Annotated in this window: 19 protein-coding genes; 10 read left to right on the forward strand and 9 right to left on the reverse strand. The window is 72.9% G+C overall.

Going from position 1 to position 22,774, the window contains the following annotated elements:
• The coding region (locus tag NQU54_RS43470) for an RNA polymerase sigma factor (RefSeq protein WP_257635821.1) at positions 1-886 on the forward strand (886 nt) is incomplete at its 5' end.
• A gap of 129 nt (positions 887-1,015) precedes the next feature.
• Here NQU54_RS43470 and NQU54_RS43475 read toward each other — a convergent pair.
• Complete coding sequence (locus tag NQU54_RS43475; protein ID WP_257635822.1) at positions 1,016-2,191, reverse strand: PucR family transcriptional regulator; 1,176 nt, start codon at positions 2,189-2,191, stop codon at positions 1,016-1,018.
• A gap of 518 nt (positions 2,192-2,709) precedes the next feature.
• Here NQU54_RS43475 and NQU54_RS43480 point away from each other — a divergent pair.
• From NQU54_RS43480 to NQU54_RS43495, 4 genes are all read left to right on the forward strand, one after another.
• The gene (locus NQU54_RS43480) at positions 2,710-3,435 is read left to right on the forward strand and encodes a ferric reductase-like transmembrane domain-containing protein (protein ID WP_257635823.1); all 726 of its coding nucleotides are present in this window, start codon (positions 2,710-2,712) and stop codon (positions 3,433-3,435) included.
• Positions 3,432-4,946, forward strand: a complete 1,515-nt coding sequence (locus tag NQU54_RS43485) for an NADH-quinone oxidoreductase subunit NuoF family protein (protein WP_069867543.1) — start codon at positions 3,432-3,434, stop codon at positions 4,944-4,946. Before NQU54_RS43480 ends, NQU54_RS43485 begins: the two co-directional genes overlap by 4 nt.
• A gap of 210 nt (positions 4,947-5,156) precedes the next feature.
• On the forward strand, positions 5,157-6,131 hold the full coding sequence (locus NQU54_RS43490; RefSeq protein ID WP_257635824.1) for an SCO0930 family lipoprotein: 975 nt from the start codon (positions 5,157-5,159) through the stop codon (positions 6,129-6,131).
• Between the two features lie 91 nt (positions 6,132-6,222).
• Complete coding sequence (locus NQU54_RS43495; protein ID WP_257635825.1) at positions 6,223-6,747, forward strand: hypothetical protein; 525 nt, start codon at positions 6,223-6,225, stop codon at positions 6,745-6,747.
• A gap of 43 nt (positions 6,748-6,790) precedes the next feature.
• Here the strand turns inward: NQU54_RS43495 and NQU54_RS43500 are convergent, their stop codons facing one another.
• A complete protein-coding gene (locus tag NQU54_RS43500; protein ID WP_257635826.1) occupies positions 6,791-7,468 on the reverse strand; it encodes an HAD family hydrolase in 678 nt (225 codons plus the stop codon).
• 288 nt (positions 7,469-7,756) lie between these two features.
• Positions 7,757-8,692, reverse strand: coding sequence for a ScbA/BarX family gamma-butyrolactone biosynthesis protein (locus NQU54_RS43505; RefSeq protein ID WP_069867279.1), 936 nt, complete (start codon positions 8,690-8,692; stop codon positions 7,757-7,759).
• Between the two features lie 108 nt (positions 8,693-8,800).
• Here NQU54_RS43505 and NQU54_RS43510 point away from each other — a divergent pair, with 108 nt between their 5' ends.
• The gene (locus NQU54_RS43510; RefSeq protein ID WP_257635827.1) at positions 8,801-9,442 is read left to right on the forward strand and encodes a ScbR family autoregulator-binding transcription factor; all 642 of its coding nucleotides are present in this window, start codon (positions 8,801-8,803) and stop codon (positions 9,440-9,442) included.
• Positions 9,443-9,504: 62 nt separating this feature from the next.
• On the opposite strand, the gene NQU54_RS43515 is transcribed toward NQU54_RS43510, so the two are convergent.
• From NQU54_RS43515 to NQU54_RS43525, 3 genes are all read right to left on the reverse strand, one after another.
• Positions 9,505-10,188: an SDR family NAD(P)-dependent oxidoreductase gene (locus NQU54_RS43515; RefSeq protein WP_257635828.1), complete on the reverse strand. Its 684-nt coding sequence runs from the start codon at positions 10,186-10,188 to the stop codon at positions 9,505-9,507.
• Positions 10,181-11,386, reverse strand: a complete 1,206-nt coding sequence (locus NQU54_RS43520) for a sialidase family protein (RefSeq protein ID WP_257635829.1) — start codon at positions 11,384-11,386, stop codon at positions 10,181-10,183. Before NQU54_RS43520 ends, NQU54_RS43515 begins: the two co-directional genes overlap by 8 nt.
• 539 nt (positions 11,387-11,925) lie before the next feature.
• On the reverse strand, positions 11,926-12,945 hold the full coding sequence (locus NQU54_RS43525; RefSeq protein WP_257635830.1) for an aldo/keto reductase: 1,020 nt from the start codon (positions 12,943-12,945) through the stop codon (positions 11,926-11,928).
• Positions 12,946-13,305: 360 nt separating this feature from the next.
• On the opposite strand from NQU54_RS43525, the gene NQU54_RS43530 reads away from it, so the two are divergent.
• From NQU54_RS43530 to NQU54_RS43540, 3 genes are read left to right on the forward strand one after another with little or no spacing between them, the layout of a single operon-like run.
• Positions 13,306-14,970, forward strand: a complete 1,665-nt coding sequence (locus tag NQU54_RS43530; RefSeq protein WP_257635831.1) for a four-carbon acid sugar kinase family protein — start codon at positions 13,306-13,308, stop codon at positions 14,968-14,970.
• Positions 14,967-15,986 (forward strand): 4-hydroxythreonine-4-phosphate dehydrogenase PdxA, encoded by a 1,020-nt coding sequence (gene pdxA, locus NQU54_RS43535; protein ID WP_257635832.1) that lies wholly within the window; start codon positions 14,967-14,969, stop codon positions 15,984-15,986. Before NQU54_RS43530 ends, pdxA begins: the two co-directional genes overlap by 4 nt.
• 31 nt (positions 15,987-16,017) lie before the next feature.
• The gene (locus NQU54_RS43540) at positions 16,018-16,794 is read left to right on the forward strand and encodes a DeoR/GlpR family DNA-binding transcription regulator (protein WP_257635833.1); all 777 of its coding nucleotides are present in this window, start codon (positions 16,018-16,020) and stop codon (positions 16,792-16,794) included.
• A gap of 136 nt (positions 16,795-16,930) precedes the next feature.
• Here the strand turns inward: NQU54_RS43540 and NQU54_RS43545 are convergent, their stop codons facing one another.
• Both NQU54_RS43545 and NQU54_RS43550 read right to left on the reverse strand, forming a co-directional pair.
• Positions 16,931-18,745, reverse strand: a complete 1,815-nt coding sequence (locus tag NQU54_RS43545) for an ABC transporter ATP-binding protein (protein WP_257635834.1) — start codon at positions 18,743-18,745, stop codon at positions 16,931-16,933.
• The gene (locus NQU54_RS43550; RefSeq protein WP_257635835.1) at positions 18,742-20,574 is read right to left on the reverse strand and encodes an ABC transporter transmembrane domain-containing protein; all 1,833 of its coding nucleotides are present in this window, start codon (positions 20,572-20,574) and stop codon (positions 18,742-18,744) included. The genes NQU54_RS43545 and NQU54_RS43550 overlap by 4 nt, the downstream gene beginning before the upstream one ends.
• 609 nt (positions 20,575-21,183) lie before the next feature.
• On the opposite strand from NQU54_RS43550, the gene NQU54_RS43555 reads away from it, so the two are divergent.
• On the forward strand, positions 21,184-22,152 hold the full coding sequence (locus NQU54_RS43555; protein ID WP_257635836.1) for an alpha/beta hydrolase: 969 nt from the start codon (positions 21,184-21,186) through the stop codon (positions 22,150-22,152).
• Positions 22,153-22,154: 2 nt separating this feature from the next.
• On the opposite strand, the gene NQU54_RS43560 is transcribed toward NQU54_RS43555, so the two are convergent.
• Positions 22,155-22,730 carry an HhH-GPD-type base excision DNA repair protein gene (locus NQU54_RS43560; protein ID WP_257635837.1) on the reverse strand — a complete coding sequence of 192 codons (576 nt, stop codon included), beginning with the start codon at positions 22,728-22,730 and terminating at the stop codon, positions 22,155-22,157.
• Between the last annotated feature and the right edge of the window lie 44 nt (positions 22,731-22,774).

Below are 22,774 nucleotides of genomic sequence, written 5' to 3' on the forward strand. Positions count from 1 at the left end.
TGCCCCCCCCCCCTTACACGAGGCCGCGGACGACGACGCGGCCACCGACCCGCCGGCGGCGGGGCATCCGGACACCGAGGGTTTCCTGGGCCGGGCGCCTACCGGCCGACCGGTCCGTGCCGTCCCCGACCAGGAGCTCACCCGGCAGTTGGCGGAGGGCTACCGGTCGGGCAGCAGCAGCCCGGCCGCGGGTGACCTGCTCTACCGCCGCCACCACGCGGCGACCCTTCGCTACGCCAGGACCTGCTGCCGTGATCCCCATGACGCCGAGGACCTGACCTCCGAGGCGTTCTTCCGCGCCTTCCAGGCCGTTCGCGCCGGCGGCGGACCCCGCGGCCCCTGGCGCCCGTATCTGCTCACCGTGGTGCGCCATACGGCGATGGAGTGGAGCGCCGGGGAGCGAAGGGTGCTGCTCACCGCCGACTTCGAGGCATGGCGGCAGCAGCACGCGGTCACCGCCGACCCCCAGCAGCGTCTGATGGCCCGGGAGGACCGCCAGCTGCTGATCCGCAGCTTCCGCGGACTTCCCGAGCGCTGGCAGATCGTGCTGTGGCTGACCCTCGTCGAGGAGGAGCCCCCGCACCGGGTGGCCATGGCCCTGAACATCTCCCCCAGCGGGGTGACCTCGCTGGCCTTCCGCGCCCGGGAGGGCTTGCGGAGGTCGTATCTACGGGCCCATCTGGAGTCGGCGCACGACGACCGGTGCCGGCACTACAGCGGCCAGATCGGCGCCTCGGTGCGCCGTGGCGGGGTGCGCGGCCGAGCACTCGCGCGCCATCTGGCCGACTGCGCCTTCTGCTCCCACGCCTACCGCGAACTGCTCGGCCTGAACGCCGCGATGCGCAACGCCCCGCGTATGGCGGCGCCCGCCGGGGCGAGAGGCTGAACCGCCCCGCTTCGCCCCGATTCACTCCGAGGCGGCCGAATCGGCCCAGGACGGCGAGAACCGCCGGCCGCGTGAGCGCGGCCGGCGGTTCGTCGTCGTTCGGTCAGGCCCTCCGGTGAGGTCCTCCGGTCAGAGTCCGTTGACGCGCGCCTCCCTGGCGATGCCCAGCGGCCGGACGCCGGGGGGCGCACCGGTACGGGTCCGGCGGCCCACCCGGGACGCCTGCCGCCGGATCCGGTCCATCTGCGCCATCAGCCTGCGGCCGCGCAGCGCCATCTCCAGCTCGAAGCGTATTCGGGGGTCCCGCAGGCCCGGCCCGAAGAGCTTCTCGATCTGGCGCAGCCGGTATCGCACGGTCTGCGGATGCACCTTGAGGGCCTTGGCCGCCTCGGGCGCGCCACCGCCCTCCAGCCAGGCCAGCAACGTCATCTGGAGCCGCTCGCTCTGCCGGGGGGTCAGCCCGACCAGCGGCTTGAGCCACCGCGAGGCCAGCGCCCTGACCAGCGACTCGTCCTGGAGGAGCAGCAGCATCGACAGGTGGTCGTCGACGAAGAGCACCCGGGCCTCGGGGCCGGGACGGGCGGGCGCCAGGGTCAGCAGGCGCCGGGCCCAGCGCACCGAGGAGGCCGCGTCGCCCCGCGGCACCACATGGCCCACGGCCGCGGTACGGCCGCGCAGCGCGGTCTCCAGCGCCGCCCGGGTGCCGGGCTCGGCGGGGACCGTTTCCCGCTCCGGGTCCCGGTCGCCCTCCTGGGTGGCGGCGCCGGTGTCCGGGGTGGGCCCCGGGTCCGCGTCCGGGTCCGGGATCAGCAGGCACAGCTCGTCGCCGACCGCGCCGATGAGGGTGTCTCCCAGCACGGCGGCCAGTTGGGGCGCCTCGCCCGGGGTGGGCAGGGCGATGGCCTGCACCGTTTCGGGAAGTGGCCAGCGGGCGGCCCGGGAGAGCTCCACCAGGGTGCGCTCGGAGACCGCCACGTCGCCGATGAGGGCTTCGAAGAGATCGCGCCGGGCCCGCTCGGGCGGCACCTCGGCCAGCGTCTCCTCGCCGTGGGCGGGGGAGGCGGCCGGCTCGACCGCACCGTCCTCGCCCGTCCTGCGGTGGCCGAGGGCCGTCAGGAGAGCCTGCTCGACTCCCCATCGGACCTTGTCCCGCTCAGCGTTCTCCAGGAGTTCGGCGAATCCCGGAATTCTGTGCCGAAGGTTCTCAACCACGTCGTCGGCCACGGACGGGAGTTCATTGCGCAGCATGCGGGTCCACTCGCCACGGGGGCGGGACCAGATGCGGTTCACGAGTTCGCCCATCATTACCTCGTTCTTGCCGGGGGGAGACCTGGCCGTTGGGGGGTCGGTCAGGTCCGTGGAGGTTGCCTCCCTACGCCGGTTAGTCCAGTACCGGTCAGGGAGTCGAGGGTCCTCCGCTACGTCATAGAGGACTCCGCCCCCTCCCGGTCCCGACACTTTGCCGGTTCTTTGCCATTGAGACGACAGTCGATCAGCCGGGGACGGTCTGGGCACGGTGCGTCCGCGAGAAGTTGTCACGTTACGACAAATCTTATGGAGATCAGGTGTACTTCCGAGAAGCTGGCGCCCCCAAGACGACTTTGACGAATCTCGTCACCCGCGCGAATCCGCGCGATCGGGAGGCTCCAATGTCCATGTCCCAAACGCCGCTCCCCTCTTCACAGGGGCGCCACGGGGGACGCCGAACTCGTGGCGGACGACGAGCCGCTCGCCGTACCCAGCAGCGTGCTCCATCCGGGATCGGAGGGCCACGCAACCTCCGGATCTATGCCATCACCGGCTCCGCCGCACTGTCCCTGTACGTGGCCTGGGACGCCGGCGCGTTCTCCAAGACCTTCGCGTTCCTCGACTTCGGCGCGGGTGTGCTCGCACTGGTCTGTCTCACCTCGGCGGTGCTGTGGGGGCTCGCCGCGACCGACCAGATGATCCTGCACACCAGGCAGCGGCTGATGGCCCAGGCGATCCACCGGGCGGCCGCGGTCGCCGGGTTGCTGTTCCTGGCCGTTCACATCTGGGTCAAGGTCGCGGAGAGCCACACCAACGCCACCTCCGCCGTACTACCGTTCGCGGACGCAAATCAGCCGGTGCTCATCGGGCTCGGCACCATCGCCGGCTATCTCTTCGTGATCGCCGCGGTGACCGGTGCGGTGCGCAGCTCATTCGCCTCGGCGGGCAACTCCCGCTGGCGGTACCGCTGGTGGCGGGCGCTGCATGTGGGCGCCTACCCCGCGTGGTGCGCCGCCCTGATCCACGGTCTGAAGGCGGGCCGCGCCGCCAAGATCTGGGCCACCTACGGCTACATCGCGGCGCTCGCCGGTGTGGCCATCGCGCTGTGGCTGCGGCTGGTCCAGCGGCGGCGCCAGGACATCGACCGGGCGGACGGCATCGAGGTCAGGAACCCGCCCGCCCGCAGCATGCAGGAGGGCCGGACCCGGCGGGCCGATCCCACCGTGCCGCGCCAGCGTACGGCCGAGCCCGGCCCGCGTGACAGTCAGCCGCTCGGTGCCTCTCGCGGGTGGGACCGGTGATCACGACCAAACCCAGACTCGCCTGTGTCGATCCGCCCCGGCTGCTGGCCGGGCTCGACGAGGTGTACCGGCTCGACCGCGTCGGCCATCTGACCGTCCATGGCACCATGCCGGCCCTCCGGGCGGACGAGCTCGTGGCGCTCGCGGAGAACATCGATCTGCGCGGGCGCGGCGGCGCCGGTTTCCCCTTCGCCAAGAAGGTCCAGGCCGTGGTGGAGTCCGCCGGCCGGCGCGAGGGCCGCTGTGCCGTGGTGGTCAACGGCAGCGAGGGCGAGCCCAGTTGTCTCAAGGACACCGCGCTGCTGCTGCACACCCCGCATCTGGTGATCGACGGCGCCGTTCTGGCTGCCGAGGCGATCGGCGCCGAGGAGGTCGCCATCGCGGTGCACCGCCCGGATGTCGAGGAGTCCCTGGCCGCCGCGATCGCCGAGCGCGGCCCCAGCGGGGTCCCGGTGCGGGTGAGCCGCACCCCGGACCGGTTCGTCGCCGGTGAGGGCGGCGCGGTCATCAACGGCATCAGCGGCGCCCCGGCCATCCCCAACGGCCGGAAGATCCGGACCAGTGACAGCGGGCTCAGCGGGCTGCCCACCCTGCTGTCCAACACCGAGACCTTCGCCCAGCTCGCGGTGGCCGCGCGGATGGGCGCCCTGCCGTACCGCTCGGTGGGGCTGCCCACCGAACCGGGCACGACGCTGCTGACGGTCGGTGGCAAGTACGTGATGGAGACGCCCACCGGGGTGCCGCTGACCTACGTCCTGGAGCTGTGCGGCCTCACCGCCGGCCAGGCGGTGCTGGTGGGCGGCTACCACGGCAAGTGGCTGGACCCCAGGAGCATCAACGCGGCCACGATCTCCCGCGAGTCGATGAAGAAGTACGGCGCCCGGCTGGGCGCCGGGGCGGTGCTGCCCATCCCCGAGAACACCTGCCCGCTCGGCGAGACCGCGCGGGTGGCGCGCTGGCTGGCCGCCGAGACGGCCGGTCAGTGCGGGCCGTGCTTCATCGGGCTGCCGGCGATCGCGGACGCCATCGGCCAGGTGGAGCGCGGCGGCGGCCAGGCCGCGATCGACAATGTGCGCGCCTACGTCAACTCGGTGAAGAAGCGCGGGGCGTGCAGCCATCCCGACGGCACCGCCGGATTCGTGACCACCGCGCTGGAGGCGTTCCCCGAGGAGTTCGAGGCGCATGCGCTCGGCGCCGGGTGCGGACGGCCCACGATGGGTGTGCTGCCGCTGCCGGAGGACGCGCTGCCGCTGGCCCTGCCGCCCGCCCCGCTGAACCCCTCGGCGCGCGACGACCGCTCCCAGCGCGGGCCGATGGAGAAGCTCCTGGTGGACTGGTCGCTGTGCCAGGGCCACGGGCTGTGCGCGGACATCCTGCCGCCCGAGGTGCTGACGCTCGGGATCGACGGCTATCCGGCCTCGGCCTCGATGGAAGTGCCCCGGCAGCTGCGGGCGCAGGCGGTCCGCGCGGTCCGCCGCTGCCCGGCCCTGGCGCTGCGCATCGAGGAGTAGCCGGAGGCCGATCCATCTGGCACCACCGCACCACCGACACCGCGGCGGCCGTGAGAAACGGCCGCCGACTGCTGTGCGCTCAGCGATCCGGAGTTTTTTGCCTCCGGTGACAAATTCGCAAGCCGCTGAACGCCGGTCCGCATGGGCTCCGTATGCACATGACGTCGGCGCAATCACCGCCGGACCGATCGAGATTGCAGAGGAATGGTCATGGAGAAGCGGCGTCACATCGCATTCGCCGGGGTGTCGGTAGCGATGGTTCTGCTGACGGCGGCGTGCGGCAGCAGCAAGGACAACACCGCGGGCAGCGCGAATGTGCAGCCCGCGGGCGGCAGCCAGACCGTGGGTGCGGGCGCCTCCGCCTCGGCGGGCGCGGTGGCCGGCGCCGGCGGCGGGTACGAGGCGGGCGGCGACACGGGGGCGGCCGCGGGCGGCGCGGCCGAGCGGACCGGTCCGGCGAAGCAGCTGGCGGTGAAGGAGGACGCCAAGCTGGGCAAGTTCATCACCGACAGCAAGGGCTGGACGCTCTACCGGTTCGACGAGGACACCCCCAAGCCGGCCAAGTCCAACTGCAACGACGACTGCGCCACAAAGTGGCCCGCGGTCCCCGCGGACGACGCCACGGCCACCACCGGTATCGACTCCGCCAAGCTGGGCTCGGTCACCCGCTCCGACGGCACCAAGCAGCTGACGCTGGCGGGCTGGCCGGTCTACCGCTTCGCGGGCGACGACAAGCCGGGTGACACCAAGGGCCAGGGTGTGGGCGGCACCTGGAACGCGCTGGCGCCCGACGGAAAGCCGGCCGGCAAGACCGCGGCCACGGACGACAGCCTCCAGCTGATGGTCAACAACAACGCCGAGCTCGGCAAGATCATCGTGGATGGCGACGGTATGACCGTCTACCGGTTCAACAAGGACAGCGCCTGGCCGATGAAGACCGGCTGCCTCGGCGCCTGCCTGGACACCTGGAAGCCCGTCAAGGCCGTGGACACCACCAAGGTCGCCGGGGTCGACGCGGCGAAGGTCACCTCCTTCAAGCGCCCCGACGGCACCAAGCAGGCCGCGTTCGACTGCTGGCTGCTGTACACCTTCACCGGGGACAAGAAGCCCGGTGACATCAACGGCCAGGGCGTGAAGGGCACCTGGTTCGCGGTCACCGACAAGGGCAAGAAGGCGGGCCAGTAGGGCGGACACCATACTGACGGTCCACCGCGGCGGGTGGTCCGAGGCCATCCGGGCCCGGACCGCCCCGCCGGACGTTCTACGGGAGGTTGATGTGTCACTCGCACTCCGTACCACCGCGGTCTGCGCCGGCTTGCTGTTCCTGGCCGGCTGCGGTGGAAACGACCAGGCACACGGCGCCAGACATGAGCAGAAGAAGATATCCCCCGCCACCAAGGAGTTCGCCGAGCCCGGCACGCCCGCGCCGCTGACGAAGCTCGCCGACGCCATCGGCTGCGAGGCCACGGTCATCACCGAGGCGGACGAGCTGCGTCAGGGCGCCTGCGGGTCCGGTGCGAAGCGGTTCACGATGGTCACCTTCGCCACCGACAAGGGCCAGCACGACTGGCTGACGACGTCGAAGGACTACGGGGGGATGTACCTGGTCGGCAAGCGCTGGTCGGTCACCGGCCTGTCCATGAACTCGCTCGAGCCCCTGCGCGAGAAGATCGGCGGATCCCTCGAGAAGGGGATGTCCCACGGCGGCTCCCACGGCGGGAAGAAGCAGGGGGACGGAATGGACGGCATGGAGGGCATGGACGGCTCGGCGAGCCATGGCGGCCACGGCTGGAAGAAGTGACGCGCGGCGCCCGCCGACCAGGCGGTGTGCGTAGATCAGCCCCTCAGGCCGCCCGGGAGTCCGCCCACTTGACCAGGTCCGGGTCGGCGAGGGTGGAGACCCACACATCGACCGGCGGGGACTCGTCCACCGGCTTGCGCGGCCCGACGCCGAGCACCCTCAGCCCGGCGCGCGAGGCGGACAGAAACCCGCAGTGGGAGTCCTCCACGGCGAGGGCGTCCGCGGGGGCCGCACCGCACAGCCGGGCGGCCTCCAGATAGATATCGGGATACGGTTTGGGCCGCACCTCCCCCTCGGGGACCAGCACATGGCCGAAGTAGCGCAGCAGCCCGGCCTTGGCGAGCCCGGCCTCGACGACGTCCCTCGGGCAGTTGCTGGCCACGGCCAGCGGCGCGAAGGTCGCGGCCTTCGCGACCAGTTGGGGCGCCCCCGGCATGGTGACCGGATCGTCGGCCACCAGCCGGCGGAACGCGTCCAGGAGTTGTTCGGTCATTTCTTCGGCGAGTTCGGGGCGCCCGGCGAATTCGGCCAGCATGCGGCCGCATTCGGTGTAGTGGAGCCCCTTCGTGCGCCGGGCGAACTCCTCGTCGGGGGCGGTTCCATGGCTTCTGAGCACCACTTCGCGCGCCTCCTCCCAGTGTCGTTCGGAATCCATCAGGGTGCCGTCGCAGTCGAAGACGATTGCGGCTGGGGTCCATCCGAGAAACTTTTCGGCTGTCATCTGTCTGCCGCTCCATGGGAGGTGGAGGAATCGGCGCAGGGTGTGCCTGTACCTGCGGGGGCCGCGCAGTGGAAATGTCCTGGCGGCTCAGAAGGGCGCTGGGCGCCGACCGCTGTTGTCGTACAGGCCGCGAGAATCGCCTGCCCGAAACATAACGATCACTACGTTAGTTTGATGACCCGCAGTAAGCAAGAGGTCACTAAGTGTCGGCGTTTTGTTCGTCGTTCAGCCAGTTCGTCGCCAAAGAGTTCGTCGCACGGCGTGTTCGTCGCACGGCGCGTTCGTCGCTCAGAGGTACTGGAGCACGCCGACCGCCGTGCAGATACCGGCCTGGCGCAGCCGGAAGACGCACGTTCTGCCGTGGGAGGTGCACTCGACCACGGCCGGCGGATACGACTCGGTGAAGCGGATCGCCTTCATCCGGCAGACGACGGGCCGGATCAGCGTCCCGCCGGTCGCCAGCGCCGCCGCCTGGCGGGCGCCCTCCAGCAGCACCAGCCCCGGCATATGGTCGCTCCAGTGGTCGAAGAAGAACGGATGGCGGGGGTCGGCGGGGTCGAGATAGACCACTCCCCCGTCCCGCACCACCAGGACGTCCCGGGCCGCGGGAACGGCCAGTTGCGCAGGTGAGGGCCGTACCGCGGCGCGCAGCCGACGGCGCGCGGTGTGTCCGTGGGCGGCGGCCCGGGTCTCCGCGTAGGTCGTGCCGTCGAGGAAGCGCGCGGTGCCCCCGGCCCAGGCGAAGAGCTTGCCGCCCGCCGACAGCACGACATCCAGCCGCATCCCGGTGACGAAACGCCCGCAGGGGCTGGTGCGGATGTCGGTGACGGCGGCCCGGCAGGTGATGTCGGAGGCGCCGTACGGCGCCCGGGGCTCGGTCTCGGGGTCCAGCCGGTAGGAGATGTCCCGGATCAGGAAATGCGCCCCCGCGGGCACCGCGTAGTACCGCGTGGGGATGTAGATCCCCAGTTCGCGCAGGGTTTCCGCGATCATCAGCGGATGGTGACGGCCGTCCCCGCCGTGCGGGAAGGTGGGATGGGACCTCGGCCACTGGGCCGCGGCCTCGAATCGATTGTCACCGTGCGTACGCACATCGGTGAGCAGCACCTCGGCCACCGAGACCCGGTGCACCGCCTCCCGCGCCACCGTGCGGGACCAGCTGAGCGGCCGCCCGGCGGGACCGGATGGCTCCGAAAGGCCATGAGCCTCACGAACGATCACCATAAAATACTAATAATGTTTGACCTGTCTCGCCTCATCACCATCACTGGCCGAAAGTCCGCTAAGTTCTCCCCGTCACATCCGATGTGCTGGTGTAAGGACGGCGAACACGTGCAAGAACGGGCCGAACAAACACGCCGATCCCTTCTGGAGGCCGCCGCATTCCTTTTCGACGAACGGGGATACGCCGGAACGAGCATCAGCGACATCACGTCCAGGTCCGGCCACACCAGCGGCGCGATCTATTTCCATTACACGAGCAAGGAAAGGCTCGCGCTGGCCGTGGTGGAGGAGCACTTCGCCTCCTGGCCCCCGCTGATCGAGCGCTACACCGCCCTCGACTCGCCTCCGCTGGAACAACTGGTGCGGCTCAGCTTCGCGGTGGCCCGCGCCTTCCGCGATGACATCGTGGTCCGCGCCGGAGCCCGGCTGTGGGCCGAGCGCACCCTGATCGAGGCGCCCATGCCACCGCCGTTCGTGGGATGGATCAACGCCGTGGGCCAGATGATGGAGAAGGCGGGGGCCGAGGGCGATCTGGCCCCGCATGTCGATCCGCTGCCCGCCGCCCGGACCGTGGTCTGCGCCTTCTTCGGGCTGCACACCGTCTCCGAGGCCCTGGACGGGCGGCGGCTGGTCGAGGACCGCCTGGCCGATCTGTGGACCCTGCTGCTGCCCTCGCTCCAGGCCCGGCCCGGGGATCCGGCGGGGCTGCTGGCGCTCGCCCGCGCCGACTCGCCGCCCGCGCCGGAGTGAGGCGCCCGCGCCGACCCCCGCCCACGTCGGAGTGAAGCACCCCCGGCGGCTCCCCGGCCCGGTCAGAGCGAGGCGCCCGCGCACATCACCAGCGTCTGGCCGGTGACCGCGCCGCCCTCCGGGCTCAGCAGGAACGACGTCAGCCCCGCCACCTCCTCCGGGCGGACCAGCCGGCCCAGCGGTGGCAGCACCGGCGGGGTGCGGCTACGGCCGGGGTCACGCAGCATGGGAGTGTCCGTCGGCCCCGGCGCCACCACGTTCACCGTGACCGCGCGGGGCGCGAGCTCGGCCGCCCAGGACCGGGCCAGGGCGGGCAGCGCCGCCTTGGTGGCGGCGTACTGGCTCTTGCCCGGAACGCCGGTCATCGTCCGGCTGCCCACCAGCACCACCCGGCCGCCGTCCGCGATCCGGTCCACCAGCGTGTCCACCAGGACGCCCGCCGCCTGCACATGGATCCGCCACATCAGAGCCCCGTCCTCGGGCTCGAGCTCCCCCAGCCGCGCCGAGCGCTGAACGCCCGCCGCGTGCACGATCGCGTCCACCCCGGCCACCGGGGCGAGCAGCTCGGGGAGGGTCTCCGGCCGGGACAGATCGGCCGGGATCCAGTGCGATCCCGCGACCGTGTGCGCGGGGGCCGTACGGCTCAGCCCGGTGATCCGCCACCCATCGGCCAGCAGCCGGGTGGCGATGGCGGCGCCGATACCCGAGCTGACACCGGTGACCACGGCGTGGCGGGGCTCAGCCATCGGCCGCCCAATCCGGTGCGACACGGACGTATTTGATGGCCTGGCGGTGGTAGGTGTACGCGATGTGCAGGGTGCCGTCGGGGCCCTGCCGGATGGTGGGGTAGGACAGCTCGCGGTTGAGCCGGTCGCGTGAGTTGTTGGTCAGGCAGTGGCCGTCGCCGGTGTCCAGATCGCGCCGTACGGGCCAGGTCAGGCCGTTGTCGGAGGACAGCGCGAGGGTCATCGGGGCGCGGGGCGCGCCCCAGAAGGCGCCGGGTGCCGAGGCGTCCCGCGCGGTCGCCGGGGCGGGGGCCCGAGCGGTGTGCCCCGCGTCGTCGATCTCGTCGTAGAGGGAGACGCGGCGGGCCGTGGCGTCCGCCCGGCTGCTGTGGTTGTAGACCAGCGCGAGCCGACCGTCGGCCAGCGGGACGTACTGCACGGAGGAGTTGTTGTTGGGCAGTTCGGTGCGGACCGGCTCGCTCCAGGTCTCCCCGCCGTCGGTGCTGTGCGAGCGGTACACCGCGTCCGCCCAGCGGCTGCGGAAGAGGGCCAGCAGGGTGGTGTCCGGCAGTTGGTGGACGTTCATGTGCACACAGCCGGTCGAGCCCGGCACGGACCGCTCACGCCAGGTCCGCCCCTGGTCGTCGCTGACCATCACCGCACTGGTGTCATGGTCTCCGGCCCATTTGACCCCGGGGGTGGCCACGCAGTGGAACACCGGCAGCAGCCACCGGCCGGAGCCCAGAACGGCCACCGGCTGACGGATGAACACCCCACCCGCCTCGGTGGCCGGGAAGAGCGTACGCGGCGCGTCCCAGGTGGCGCCCGCGTCGGCGGACACCCGCAGCCGCACCTCCGCCGTGTCCTGGTCGCCCGCCCGCTGCGCGGTGTAGAGCAACCACAGCTCACCGGCCGGGGTGGGGAACAGCAACGGGTTCTGCTCCGAGCGGGTGGCGTCGCCGGACAGCCGGACCGGCTCCGTCCAGGTGCCGGAGCCCGGGGCGAGCCGGGAGAACCACACGGAGATGTCCGGTACGCCCTCCTGAGTGCCGCCGAACCACACACAGCCGAGATCCCCTCCGGGCAGCACGGTGAGATTGGCGGCATGGTTCTGCACGGCGGGCGCGGGCAGAAACGCCTCCTGGCACGCCGGGTCACCGGGGCGCACCCGGAGCCGTCCGTCGGTCGGCGGCAGAGCGGTGTCATGGTCGGCGGTCATGGTCGCCGGGCTCCTCAGGGTTGCGGTGATACGGAAATGTGTACGGCCGGCCCCAAGGACGCGCCCGAGGGGCGGCTCCGGGTGTCCGGGGGCGGGAGCCGCATATCGACCGGGCCGGGAAGTGGCCTTCCCCCGGCCCCGACCCGCGGCCGAGCCACGGGCCCCGATACCAACCGGACCCCCGGCCCGGGAGGACGCGCCTGACAGGCGTCCCGGGCGCAGCGGGCAAAACCCCCGCCCCGAGGAGAGACGCCGCCCGACGGAGTCCGGGGCCATCGGGGGCCCTCCCACAGCAACACCCTGCGGCCACGCCGCACGGCACGGCGGCGAAGCGAGGCGCCGCGGCCGTACCGCGCGGTGCGGCGCGGCGCGGGGCGGCGCGGGGCGGCACGGGGCGGCACGGCGCGGCACGGGGCGGCACGGGGCGGCACGGCGCGGCGCGGGGCGCCGCCGTCCGGGAGCCGGGGCGGAGGGGCGTTCGGGGTCCAGGGGCGGAGCCCCTTGGTTCGGGAAGGGGCGGGGTGGGGAAAACCACGGGCCTACCGGTTGTACGCGGGCATCGGCCCACGCAGCCGCGCCCCCACCTCGTCGCACGCCGCCACCACATCGCCCGGAAGCGGCCCCGCCGTGGCCGCGTCCAGGTTGGACCGGAGGTGCTCGATCCGGGAGCCGCCCAGCAGGAGGGCGTCCACTCCGTCGCGGAACAGCAGCCAGCGCAGCGAGAGGTCCGTCAGCGGGATGGACGCCTCGTCCGCGATCCGGCCCAGGTCGCGTACGGCCTCGAAGAGCCCCGCGTCCCAGTAGCGCTCCCGGTACATGGCGGCCACCCGTGAGTCGCCGAAGCGGCCCGACTCCGGCCGCTCCTCAAACGTATGACGCCCCGTCAGCAGCCCGCCGCCGAGCGGGTTGTAGACCATGGTGCGCAGTCCACTGGTGGCCGCGTACTCCCGGTATTCCTCCTCGATCCGCCGCGCCAGCAGGTTGTAGAGCTGCTGGGCCACCACCGGGCGCGGGGCGCCGACCCGCTCGGCGGTGTGGGTGATCTCGGCGATCTGCCAGGCGGCGTAGTTGGAGACGCCGAGCGCCCGGATCTTGCCCTCGGCGAGGAACTCGGCGACCGTGCCCAGCGTCTCCTCCAGCGGTGTGGAGCGGTCGGGCTGGTGGAGATAGAACAGGTCGACATGGTCGGTGCCCAGACGGCGCAGGCTGCCTTCGAGGGCCGCGCGCATTCCGCGCGCGGACAGCGGTGAGTGGTCACCGGCGTCCGGGTGCGGCATACCGGCCTTGGTGGCGAGCACGATCCGGTCGCGGCGCCCGGGCAGCAGCTCGGCGAGGATCGTCTCGGTGGTGCCGCCCGCGTAGGCGTTGGCGGTGTCCACGCCCGTCACCCCGGCGTCCAGCGCGGTGTCCAGCATCGCGGCGGCGCCCGCGCGGTCCACCGTGTCGCCGAAGGTCATGGTGCCCAGCACCAGCCGCGAGAGCGGCACCGGGGTTCCGGGGAGGGCGACCCCGCCGGGCGACGCGTGGGCGGTGGTGTGGGTCTGCGCATGCGCGTTCACTGCGTTGCTCCTGGTTCCTGTGGTTCCCGTGGGTCTTGTGGTTCCCATAGTTCCCGTTCCCGTGGTCCCTGGTCGGTCGCGATCGTGGACACGGGAGGGCCGGAACGTAGGGGGTACGGGTCAGCGTTGACCTCTCGGCAGTTCTGAGGCGAGCGACCGGTTCGCTCGACCCGTGCGGCGCCCGGATGACGGCCGTACGGGTCAAAGTGTCGCGACGGTCACCGTGACATGAGTGCGCGCTTTACGCAATAGCTCTCGCGCACTTCGCGCAAAGTATGTCATCATCGGGACCACGGAGACGATGTCGCCAGCAGCGCGTCGCTCCGTCGGTCATGGTCATTCGAGGAGGTACCGGTGGACATGGCGGCCAGCCGGAGGCTGTTGGCCATCGCGGATGACCTGTCAGGCGCCGCGGAGGTGGCGGCGGCGCTTCATTCGCGCACAACACGCAGTCGAGTGCTGCTGATAGGCAGGCCCGGTGCGGTGAACGGCGGGGTGAGCGATGAGGTGAACGGCGCCGGGACGACCGGTGCGGTGAACGGCGGGGTGGCGAGGGCTCTACGCCCCCGCCACCCCGGCGAGGCGACCGTCCTGGACCTCGACTCCCGCTATCGCCCGGCCACCGAGGCGGCCGAGGCGGTCCGCGAGGCGCTGCGGCTGTCCTCGCCGGACGAGAACGCTCCAGATGCCCTGGACACCCTGGTACTGAAGAAGATCGACTCGCTGCTGCGGGGCAATGTCGCCGCCGAGATCGCCGCCCTCGGCGAGGGCGGGGCCGGTGTGGTGCTCGCCCCCGCGCTGCCGATCGCCGGGCGCGTGGTGCGCTCGGGCGTCGTCCACCTCGGCGGAGTGGCACTCCACGAGAGCGACGCATGGCGCGCCGAAACCCTGCCTCCACCCGCCTCGGTGGTCCACGCGCTCGGCGGCCTGCCGACCGCGCTGGTCCCGCTGACGACCGTACGGGCCTCCCGCCGCACCCTGCTGACCGCGCTGCGCACGGCCGCGGCGGCCGGACGGGTGGCGATCTGCGACGCGGAGACGGACGCCGACCTCGACGCGGTCGTCGAAGCGGCGCTCGCCGAGGGCTCCCGAATGCGGCTGGTCGGCTCGGGCGGCCTGGCCCTGGCCCTCGGCCGTCATCTGAGAACGACCCTGAATGCGATCGGGGCCGGGGCAGCTCCGGCCGCCACCGGGAAGCGGGGTGCTCCGGCTGCCGACGCGGCTCCGGCCGCTCCACCCGCCGAGATGGCGGTGGGAGCAACCGAGGCGGCCGCGTCCCCCGCGAGCGCCGGGAAGCCCGTGCTGGTCGTGGTCGGTACGGCCGAACCGGCCGCCGCCGAACAGGTGCGGCGCCTGGTCGAGGACGGGGCCGTCCACCATCAACTCCCGCTCGCGGGGCTGCTGTCGGGCGGGTCCCCGGTGCGGCTGCCCCCGCTGACCGCCCCGGTCACGGTCGTCTCCCTCGGCGCCCCGTCCGGGGCCCCGGATCCGGCGCCGCCCCACGGGGCCGTGGCCACGGACACGGCGCCCCTCCCCTCCCCCCGGCCGACGCCCGAGGCCGTCACACCGGCCGCCGCCTCGGGCCCGGCGCCCAAACCGGCCCCCAGCCCCGCACCCCACCCCGCACCCGACACCCCACCCACCCCGGCGTCACCGCCCGTCGCCGCGGCCGACCGCACCAGGCCGGACCGGTCAGACGGCGAGACGGGCAAACAGCCGGGGGCCGTCTCCGGGCGGCGGCTGGTGCTGGGGCTCGCCCGCGTCATCGGCGACGCCGTCGCCGCACACCACGGCGCCGTGGATCTCGTGCTGACCGGCGGTGAAACGGCACGCCGCGTACTGGACGCCCTGGCCGTGGCCGAGCTCGACCCGGTCGGCCAGGTGCACCACGGCGCCGTCCATCTCTCCACCCCCGACGGGCGATCCGTCGTGACCCGACCGGGCAGCTTCGGCGATCCCGATTCCCTGCGCCAGATCGTCCAGGCGCTGCGCCCCCACTCGACCGAACGGAAGGTCACCCCATGAACTCCTCCACCGATCCCGCCACGCTTCCGCTCATCGCGGTGACCATGGGCGACGGCGCCGGCATCGGACCCGAGGTGGTCGTCCCCGCGCTGCTCGACCCGGACACTCTGCGGCGCTGCCGGCCGGTGGTCATCGGGGACGCGGAGCGACTGCGGCAGGCCGCCCGGCTGCGCGACCTCGCATGCGAGATCGTCACCGTGGCCACGCCCGCGGAGGCGGCGTTCACCCCGGGCCGGATCAACGTCGTCGACCTCGGGCTGCTCCCCGCCGATCTGCCCTGGGGCAAGCTCTCCCCCGTGGCCGGGGACGCGGCCTACCAGTACATACGGACCGCCGCCGAACTCGCCATGGACGGTGAGGTGCAGGGCATCTGCACCGCGCCGCTGAACAAGAAGGCGCTGCACGCGGGCGGCCATGTCTTCCCCGGCCACACCGAACTGCTGGCCGAGCTCACCGGGGTCGAGGAGGTGTCGATGATGCTGGCCACCCCCACGGTGAAGGTCATCCACGTCACCACCCACATCGGGCTCATCGACGCGGTGCGGAGGATCGAGCCCGGTCTGGTCGAGCGCACCGTGCGCCGCGGCCACGAGGCGATGGTCCGCGCGGGCACCCCCGAACCGGTGATCGGGGTGTGCGGGATCAATCCGCACGCGGGGGAGAACGGCCTGTTCGGCTACGGCGAGGAGGAGGAGAAGATCGTGCCCGCGCTGGAGGTGCTGCGCGCCGACGGCATCGACGCCCGCGGCCCGCTCCCCGCCGACACCGCGTTCTTCCTGGCCGGGCGCGGCGACTACGACCTGATCGTGGCGATGTACCACGACCAGGGGCACGGCCCGGTCAAGGTGCTGGGCCTGGAGGCCGGGGTCAATCTGACCGTCGGTCTGCCCGTGATCCGCACCTCCGTGGACCACGGCACCGCCTTCGACATCGCCGGTACGGGCACGGCCGACGCCGGTAGCATGATCGAGGCGCTGCGGCAGGCGGCCGAGATGTCGCCGTCCCCCGCCCGCTGACGCCCAGCCCATGGTGAGGAACGCGAGAGATATGCCGTTGAACGGAGCACGGGCGCGGCGCGACCAGATCGTCCACCTCGCCACGACCACGGGTCTGGCCAGCGTGGAGGAGCTGTCCCGCACCTTCGGCGTCACCGCCTCCACCATCCGCCGCGACCTCGCCCAGCTCACCGCGGACGGTCGGCTGGCGCGGACGTACGGCGGGGCGATGGCCCTGGTGGCCCACCCGGAGGCATCGCTGCGCCAGCGCACCGGCGAGGCGTTCGAGGCCAAGCGGGCCATCGCGCGCTGGGCGGCGTCGGCGATCCGCACCGGGGAGACGGTGCTGCTGGACGCCGGTTCGACCGTCGGCGCCCTCGCCCATGAGCTGCGCACCGCCGAGGGGCTCACGGTGGCCACGACCGGACTCACCGCGCTCCAGGAGCTCGCCGATGTGGAGACCGTGCAGGTGGAGTGTCTCGGCGGTACGCTCCGGCCGCTGAGCCAGAGCTTCCTCGGCCCGCTCGCCGAGGCCGCCCTGGAGCGCATGACCTTCGACCGGGTCTTCCTGGGCGCCGACGGGGTGACGGCCGAGCACGGCATCTGCGAGGCGGATCTGCGCCAGACCCGGCTGAAGGAGCTGATGGCCCGCCGGGCGGAGGCGGTGTACGTACTGGCCCACTCGGCGAAGATCGGCCGCCGCCCCTTCCACACCTGGGTACGGCTGCCGCCCGGCTGGACGCTGGTGACCGACGCGGGCGCCGACCCGCACGAGATCCGTGCCCTGCGCGCCCAGGGGGTGGAGGTCACGGTCGTCGAGGAGGCGTGACCCCCGCCCCGCGACGACCAGCCGCGGCGACGGCCGGTGGCCCGTCCTGCGCGAACCGCGCACCCATCACGCCTACGCCCCGCACCGGTCATGCGTACCCCCGCCCCGCGCCCGTCCTACGTATGCCCCGCACCGCTCACGTACGGCCGTGCCAGGACTCCCAGAGCGCCGCGTACGCTCCCCCGCGCGCCACCAGCTCATCATGCGGGCCGAGTTCGGTGATCCGCCCGTTCTCCATCACCGCCACCCGGTCGGCGTCATGCGCGGTGTGCAGCCGGTGGGCGATCGCGATGACGGTACGCCCCTCGAGCAGGGCGGCGAGGGAGCGCTCCAGACGGCGGGCGGCGCGCGGATCGAGCAGCGAGGTGGCCTCGTCCAGCACCAGGGTGTGCGGATCGGCCAGGACCAGCCGGGCGAGGGAGAGTTGCTGGACCCGGTCCGGTGCGAGGGCCGCGCCGCCCGCCCCCACCCGTGCGTCCAGCCCCAGCTCCAGCGCCCACTCCCGGGCCCCGACCGCGTCCAGCGCCCGCTCCAGCTCGGCGTCGGCGACCCCGGGCCCGGGTCCGGGTCCGGGTCCGGGTCCGGGCACGGCGATGAGCAGATTCTCCCGGAGCGTTCCGGCGAAGACGTATGTCTCCTGGGTCACCAGGGCCACCTGGCCGCGCAGCCGGTCCGGGGAGAGCTCGGCGAGCGGCACCCCGCCGACGGTCACCGAGCCGGTGCGCGGTGCGTGGATCCCGGCGAGCAGCCGGCCGAGGGTGGACTTGCCCGCGCCCGACGGCCCGACGACCGCCAGCCGCTCCCCCGGCTCGATCTCCAGGTCGATCCCGCGCAGCACATCCCTGTCCTCGCGGTAGGCGTAGCGCACTCCGCGCAGTGCCAGGCCCCGGTGCCGGGGCGCGGCCGCGGCGGAGGCGTCGGCACCGGACGCGTCGACGCCGGACGCGGGGGCGCCGGACGCGGGGGCGCGGTGGACGCCCCGCAGCCGGGCCAGTGAGGCGGCGCCGGCCTGGAGGTCGCCGAGGCAGTACAGCACCGTGTCGACCGGGCCCAGCAGCTGCTGGACGTAGAGGGTGGCCGCGGTGACGGCGGCGAGCGAGACCATGCCGTGGAGCGCGAAGAGGCCGCCGAGCACCAAGGTCGCGGCCACCGGCAGCACATAGGCGGTGTCGGTGATCGGCAGAAAGACCGTGAGCAGTCCGATGGTGTGGCGCTCGGCCGCGTAGGACCCGGCGATGTCCCGGTCGGTGCGCTCCGCGCGCCGAGGGGCCAGGCGCAGCGCCTCGACGGTACGGGCCCCCTCGACCGTCTCGGTGAGGCCCTCGGTGATGCGCGCGTAGGACGCGCTCTGCCGTAGGAACGCCTCGCGCGACCGGCCGAAGAACCACCGGCCCGCGGCCCACAGCACCGGGACCGCGATCAGGCAGGGGAAGGCCAGCAGCGGGCCCACCACGAACAGGGCGCCGAAGGTGACGGCGATGGTGACCAGGGCGGTCATGGTGGCGGGGACCGCGCGGCGCACACAGCCCGCGAGCACTTCCACGTCGCGGATGGTGCGGGTGACCAGATCGCCCGCGCCCGCTCGTTCGACAGTGGCGAGCGGCAGGGCCAGCACATCGCCCACGAACCGCTCGCGCAGCTCGGCCAGGACCTTCTCGCCCAGCCGCGCCGAGGCGTACGTCGCGGCATGCGTCAGCAGCGCCTGGACGATGACGAACACGCAGATCAGCAGCGCCGTACGGGCGATGGCGCCGCCTCCGTCGCCGCCTCCGTCACGGGTGTCCTCCACCAGATCGCCCAGCAGCCGGGGGCCCACCAGCCCACAGCCCGCGGCGAGTGCGTAGAGGGCGAGCACGGCGGTGAGCTCGCGCGGATGGCGCAGCGCCAGCCGCCGGGCGTAGGCGCGGGTGTCACGCGCCGGGGCGACGGGCAGCGAAGTGTGGGTGCTCATTCGGTCTCCTCCCGTGCCACGACGGATCGGTAGCGGACATCGGTGAGCAGATCGCCGTGCGAGCCCTGGGCGACGGCCTTCGCGCCCTGTACGTAGACGACGTGGTCCGCCCGGTCGAGCACCACGGGGCTGGTGGTGAACACCAACGTGGTCCGCCCCGCGCGCAGCTCTCCCACCCCGTGGGCGATACGGGCCTCGGTGTGGGCGTCGACGGCGCTGGTGGGCTCGATGAGGATCAGCACCTCCGGGTCGGCCATGAGCGCGCGCACCAGGCGCAGCCGCTGCTGCTGACCGCCGGAGAAGTTGCGCCCGGACTCCTCGACGAGGTCGTCGAGCCCGTCCGGGAGCGCCTCCACGATGTCCCGCGCACAGGCGGCGTCAACGGCCCGCTCCAGCGCGGCGTCGCTGCCCCGACCAACCAGCGCGACGTCGCACCCCCGACCGCCCGGCGCGGCATCGCGCCCCCGACCACCCACCTCGGCATCGCGCCCCCGGCCACCCCGCCCGGCGTCGTTCGCCCGACCGTCCGGCCCGGCGTCGCTGCCCCGGCCGCGGAGCTCCTCGCGCAGCGGACCGGCGAAGAGGCGGTCGGCGTTGTCGGCCACGAGGATGCGGCGGCGTATCTCGTCCGGGGGCAGATCGGCGAGCGGGGTGTCCCCGAGGGTGACGGCGGAGTCGGTGTAGCGGCCCAGCCGCGCCGCGAGGGTCGCCGCGTCGGCGGGGGACGCACAGGCCACGGCGGTGAACCTCCCCGGCGCCACGGTCAGCGCGGAGGCGGGGTCGGTGAGCGGGGCGGGCCCCTGGTACGGAGCGGGAGCGACGGCGCTCGGAGCGAACTCGGGCCGCAGCGCGAGAAACGCCGTGATACGGCGCGCGGCGACATGCCCCTGGGTCAGCCGGCCGGCCGCGTTGGTGAGCCGCCGCAGCGGATCGACCAGGAAGACGGCGTAGCCGTAGAAGGCCACGAGCTGTCCCGCGCCCATCCGTCCGGTGGCCACGTAGTGCGCGCCCAGCCAGACGACGACGGTGGTCAGCAGCCCCGGCAGCAGCACCTTGGCACCGTCGAGCAGCGCCTCCACCCGGGCCACCGCCACCCCCGCGGCACGCACCCGCTGGGAGTCGGCGCGATAGCGGTCGGCGAAGACCTCCTCGCCGCCGATGCCACGCAGCACCCGCAGCCCGCTGACGATGTCGACGGCGCGGCCGGTCAGCTCGGCCTGCTGCTCGCGCAGCCGCTGCTGGCGCCGGTGCAGCGGGCGGATCAGCAGGGACACCACCCCCACCATCAGCGGCACCCCGAGCAGTACCACCAAGCCGAGCTGCCAGGAGGTGTGCAGCAGGATGGCCGCCACCACGGCGATGGCGACAAGGGCACCGCTGCCCCGGGCGGTTTCGGCCAGGGCGTCGCCGAGCCGTCCGATATCGACCACTCCGGCATTTACGATCTCGCCTTTGGCCACCCGTTTCGGCAAGGCCGCCCCCAGCCGGGCGGCTTGTCGGGCGATGTGTTGTGCGGTGCGGTAGGAGGCACCCAGCCGGGTGGTGAGCGCGGCGCGGTCGCGCAGAATTCCGGCGGTGGCCTGAACCACCCCGAGAACCACCACCGCACCGCCCCACAGCAGCAGTGCCCTCTGGTCACGGGCGATGATTCCGGTGTCGATGGCCTTGCCGACCGCGGCGGGCACCAGGGCCTGGGCCACCACATGGACAATTCCATAGAGGGCACCGGCGAATAGTGCATTGCGCTGATAAGCGGCAAGCCATAACAGATAGGATGTCGGTGAGCGATGGTCTGGATTTCCGGGATCCGGATCAGGAAAACGTCGCATGGCGACGGCGATGCTAGCCACGCCGCTTCCGCCGGGTGGAGGAATTATCGCCCGCCCTCCCCGCTGCCCCGCGTTCGGCGCCGCTTCCGCGTTCGGCCCCGCCCTCGCGTTCGGCGCCGAGACCATGCGTATGTCCCAGGGGACCGGGGCACCCGCCCCCGGAAGTGGCGTGGCCACCTGCCGAAGAGCTTTGGAGGACACCGTGGCACGGCAGACCGACCCGATCCCCATCCACCCGACGCAGCGAGAACCCGGGCCGCCGTCCCCGACCCCGTCGCCCGGTCCTGGCGGCCCCGAACCGGGTCCCGCACCGGGCCCCGTGCCCGGACCGCCTCCGGGTCCGCCGCCCGACCCGATTCCCACCCCGCCGCCCGAGCCGCCGCCGAACCCCACCCCCGGCCCCCCACCGGAACCGTCCCCCGACCCGGTGCCCAGGCCGCCGGGCCCGGATCCGGTCCCCGACCCCTCCCCGGCACCGGGTCCGCTGACCTGACACCACCGGCGGGAAACCGGGGCCCGATGGGCGCCCGGGTGGCGTAACAGCGATGGGTGCCGCGGCGGCCGGGGTGAGATCGTCGGACGGGAACCGGACCGGCAAAGGAGAACCAGATGGCCACCACCGCTCCGGCCCGCCCCGTCCTCGAACCCGCCGCCGCGGCGTTCGCCGAAGCCGCCGCCAAGCCGCCGTATCCGTACCAGATGACCCCCGCCGAGGGCCGTCGCGTGCTGGACGAGGCACAGTCCGGCGAGATGCCCAAACCGGAGGTGGACGAGGAGTGGATCGACGTCGGCGGAATCGCGGCGGGCGGCCTCAGGGCGCGGATCGTCCGCCCTCCGAAGGCCGTCGGCACCCTTCCGGCGATTCTCTACATCCACGGCGCGGGCTGGGTGTACGGCAACGCCCACACCCATGACCGGCTGGTCCGGGAGCTGGCGGTCCGGGTGGGCGCCGCGGTGGTCTTCCCCGAGTACGACCTCTCCCCCGAGGCCCACTACCCGGTGGCGCTCGAGCAGAGCTACGCCGTCGGCCAGTGGATCGTGGCGCACGGCGAGGGCGCGGGGCTGGACGCCGCCCGGATCGCGGTGACCGGGGACTCGGTGGGCGGCAACATCGCCATCGCCCTCACCCTGCTCGCCAAGGAGCGCGGCGATCTGCCGCTGGTACAGCAGGTGCTCTTCTACCCGGCGACCGACGCCGCCTTCGACACCGGCTCCTACGAGCAGTTCGCCGAGGGCTACTCCCTCACCCGCGAGGCGATGAGGTGGTTCTGGGACCAGTACACCACCGACCCGGCGCAGCGCTCCGAGATCACCGCATCACCGCTGCGCGCCGCCCCCGAGCTGCTCGCCGGGCTGCCGCCCGCCCTCGTGATCACCGGCGAGGCGGATGTGCTGCGCGACGAGGGCGAGGCGTACGCGGCCAAGCTGCGGGACGCCGGGGTGCCGGTCACCGCGGTGCGGATGCAGGGGATCATCCATGACTTCCTGATGCTCGACGCGCTCCGCGACACCCGGGCCGCGCGGGCGGCGCTCGCCCTGGCCGTGGACACCCTGCGCGACACACTGCGCACCAACTGAGCTTATTTCTGGGCCTGCCGCTTGAGCTGCTGCTTGTGGGCGCGGACCTTCTCCAGCGACTCGGGTCCGGTGATGTCGGCCACCGAGCGATACGCGTCCTGCTCGCCGTAGGCCCCGGCGGCCTCGCGCCAGCCCTCCGGCCGCACCCCCATTCGCTTGCCCTGCAGCGCGAGGAAGATCTGCGCCTTCTGCTTGCCGAAGCCCGGCAGCTCGTGCAGCCGCCGGAGCAGCTCCTGGCCGGAGGAGACCTCGCGCCACAGGGCGGTCGGGTCGCCGTCGTAGTGCTCGACCAGATACCGGCACAGCTGCTGGACGCGCCCCGCCATCGAACCCGGGTAGCGATGCACGGCGGGCTTCTCCGACAGCAGCGCGGCGAACCGCTCGGGGTCCTGGGCGGCGATCTCCTGGGCGTCCAGCCCGTCCCTGCCCAGGCGCCGGGCGATGGTGTACGGACCGGAGAACGCCCACTCCATGGGCACCTGCTGATCGAGCAGCATCCCGATCATCAGCGCCAGGGGATCGCGCTCGAGCAGTGCGTCCGCCTCGGGCTGCTGGGCGAGACGAAGGCGTGCGTTCATCCTCGGTCCATACCCCGCCATGACCAGGACGAATCAGAAGGAAC

Source organism: Streptomyces malaysiensis subsp. samsunensis, assembly GCF_024519315.1.
Taxonomy (GTDB): domain Bacteria; phylum Actinomycetota; class Actinomycetes; order Streptomycetales; family Streptomycetaceae; genus Streptomyces; species Streptomyces malaysiensis.

What these genes read in the sequence shown, in the direction of transcription:
- NQU54_RS43545 (WP_257635834.1), bottom strand. Translation starts at nt 18,745, where the DNA reads ATGAGCACCCACACTTCGCTGCCCGTCGCCCCGGCGCGTGACACCCGC.
- NQU54_RS43520 (WP_257635829.1), bottom strand. Translation starts at nt 11,386, where the DNA reads ATGACCGCCGACCATGACACCGCTCTGCCGCCGACCGACGGACGGCTC.
- NQU54_RS43500 (WP_257635826.1), bottom strand. Translation starts at nt 7,468, where the DNA reads ATGACAGCCGAAAAGTTTCTCGGATGGACCCCAGCCGCAATCGTCTTC.
- NQU54_RS43475 (WP_257635822.1), bottom strand. Translation starts at nt 2,191, where the DNA reads ATGATGGGCGAACTCGTGAACCGCATCTGGTCCCGCCCCCGTGGCGAG.
- NQU54_RS43550 (WP_257635835.1), bottom strand. Translation starts at nt 20,574, where the DNA reads ATGCGACGTTTTCCTGATCCGGATCCCGGAAATCCAGACCATCGCTCA.
- NQU54_RS43555 (WP_257635836.1), top strand. Translation starts at nt 21,184, where the DNA reads ATGGCCACCACCGCTCCGGCCCGCCCCGTCCTCGAACCCGCCGCCGCG.
- NQU54_RS43490 (WP_257635824.1), top strand. Translation starts at nt 5,157, where the DNA reads ATGGAGAAGCGGCGTCACATCGCATTCGCCGGGGTGTCGGTAGCGATG.
- NQU54_RS43540 (WP_257635833.1), top strand. Translation starts at nt 16,018, where the DNA reads ATGCCGTTGAACGGAGCACGGGCGCGGCGCGACCAGATCGTCCACCTC.
- NQU54_RS43515 (WP_257635828.1), bottom strand. Translation starts at nt 10,188, where the DNA reads ATGGCTGAGCCCCGCCACGCCGTGGTCACCGGTGTCAGCTCGGGTATC.
- NQU54_RS43505 (WP_069867279.1), bottom strand. Translation starts at nt 8,692, where the DNA reads ATGGTGATCGTTCGTGAGGCTCATGGCCTTTCGGAGCCATCCGGTCCC.
- NQU54_RS43530 (WP_257635831.1), top strand. Translation starts at nt 13,306, where the DNA reads ATGGCGGCCAGCCGGAGGCTGTTGGCCATCGCGGATGACCTGTCAGGC.
- pdxA (WP_257635832.1), top strand. Translation starts at nt 14,967, where the DNA reads ATGAACTCCTCCACCGATCCCGCCACGCTTCCGCTCATCGCGGTGACC.
- NQU54_RS43560 (WP_257635837.1), bottom strand. Translation starts at nt 22,730, where the DNA reads ATGAACGCACGCCTTCGTCTCGCCCAGCAGCCCGAGGCGGACGCACTG.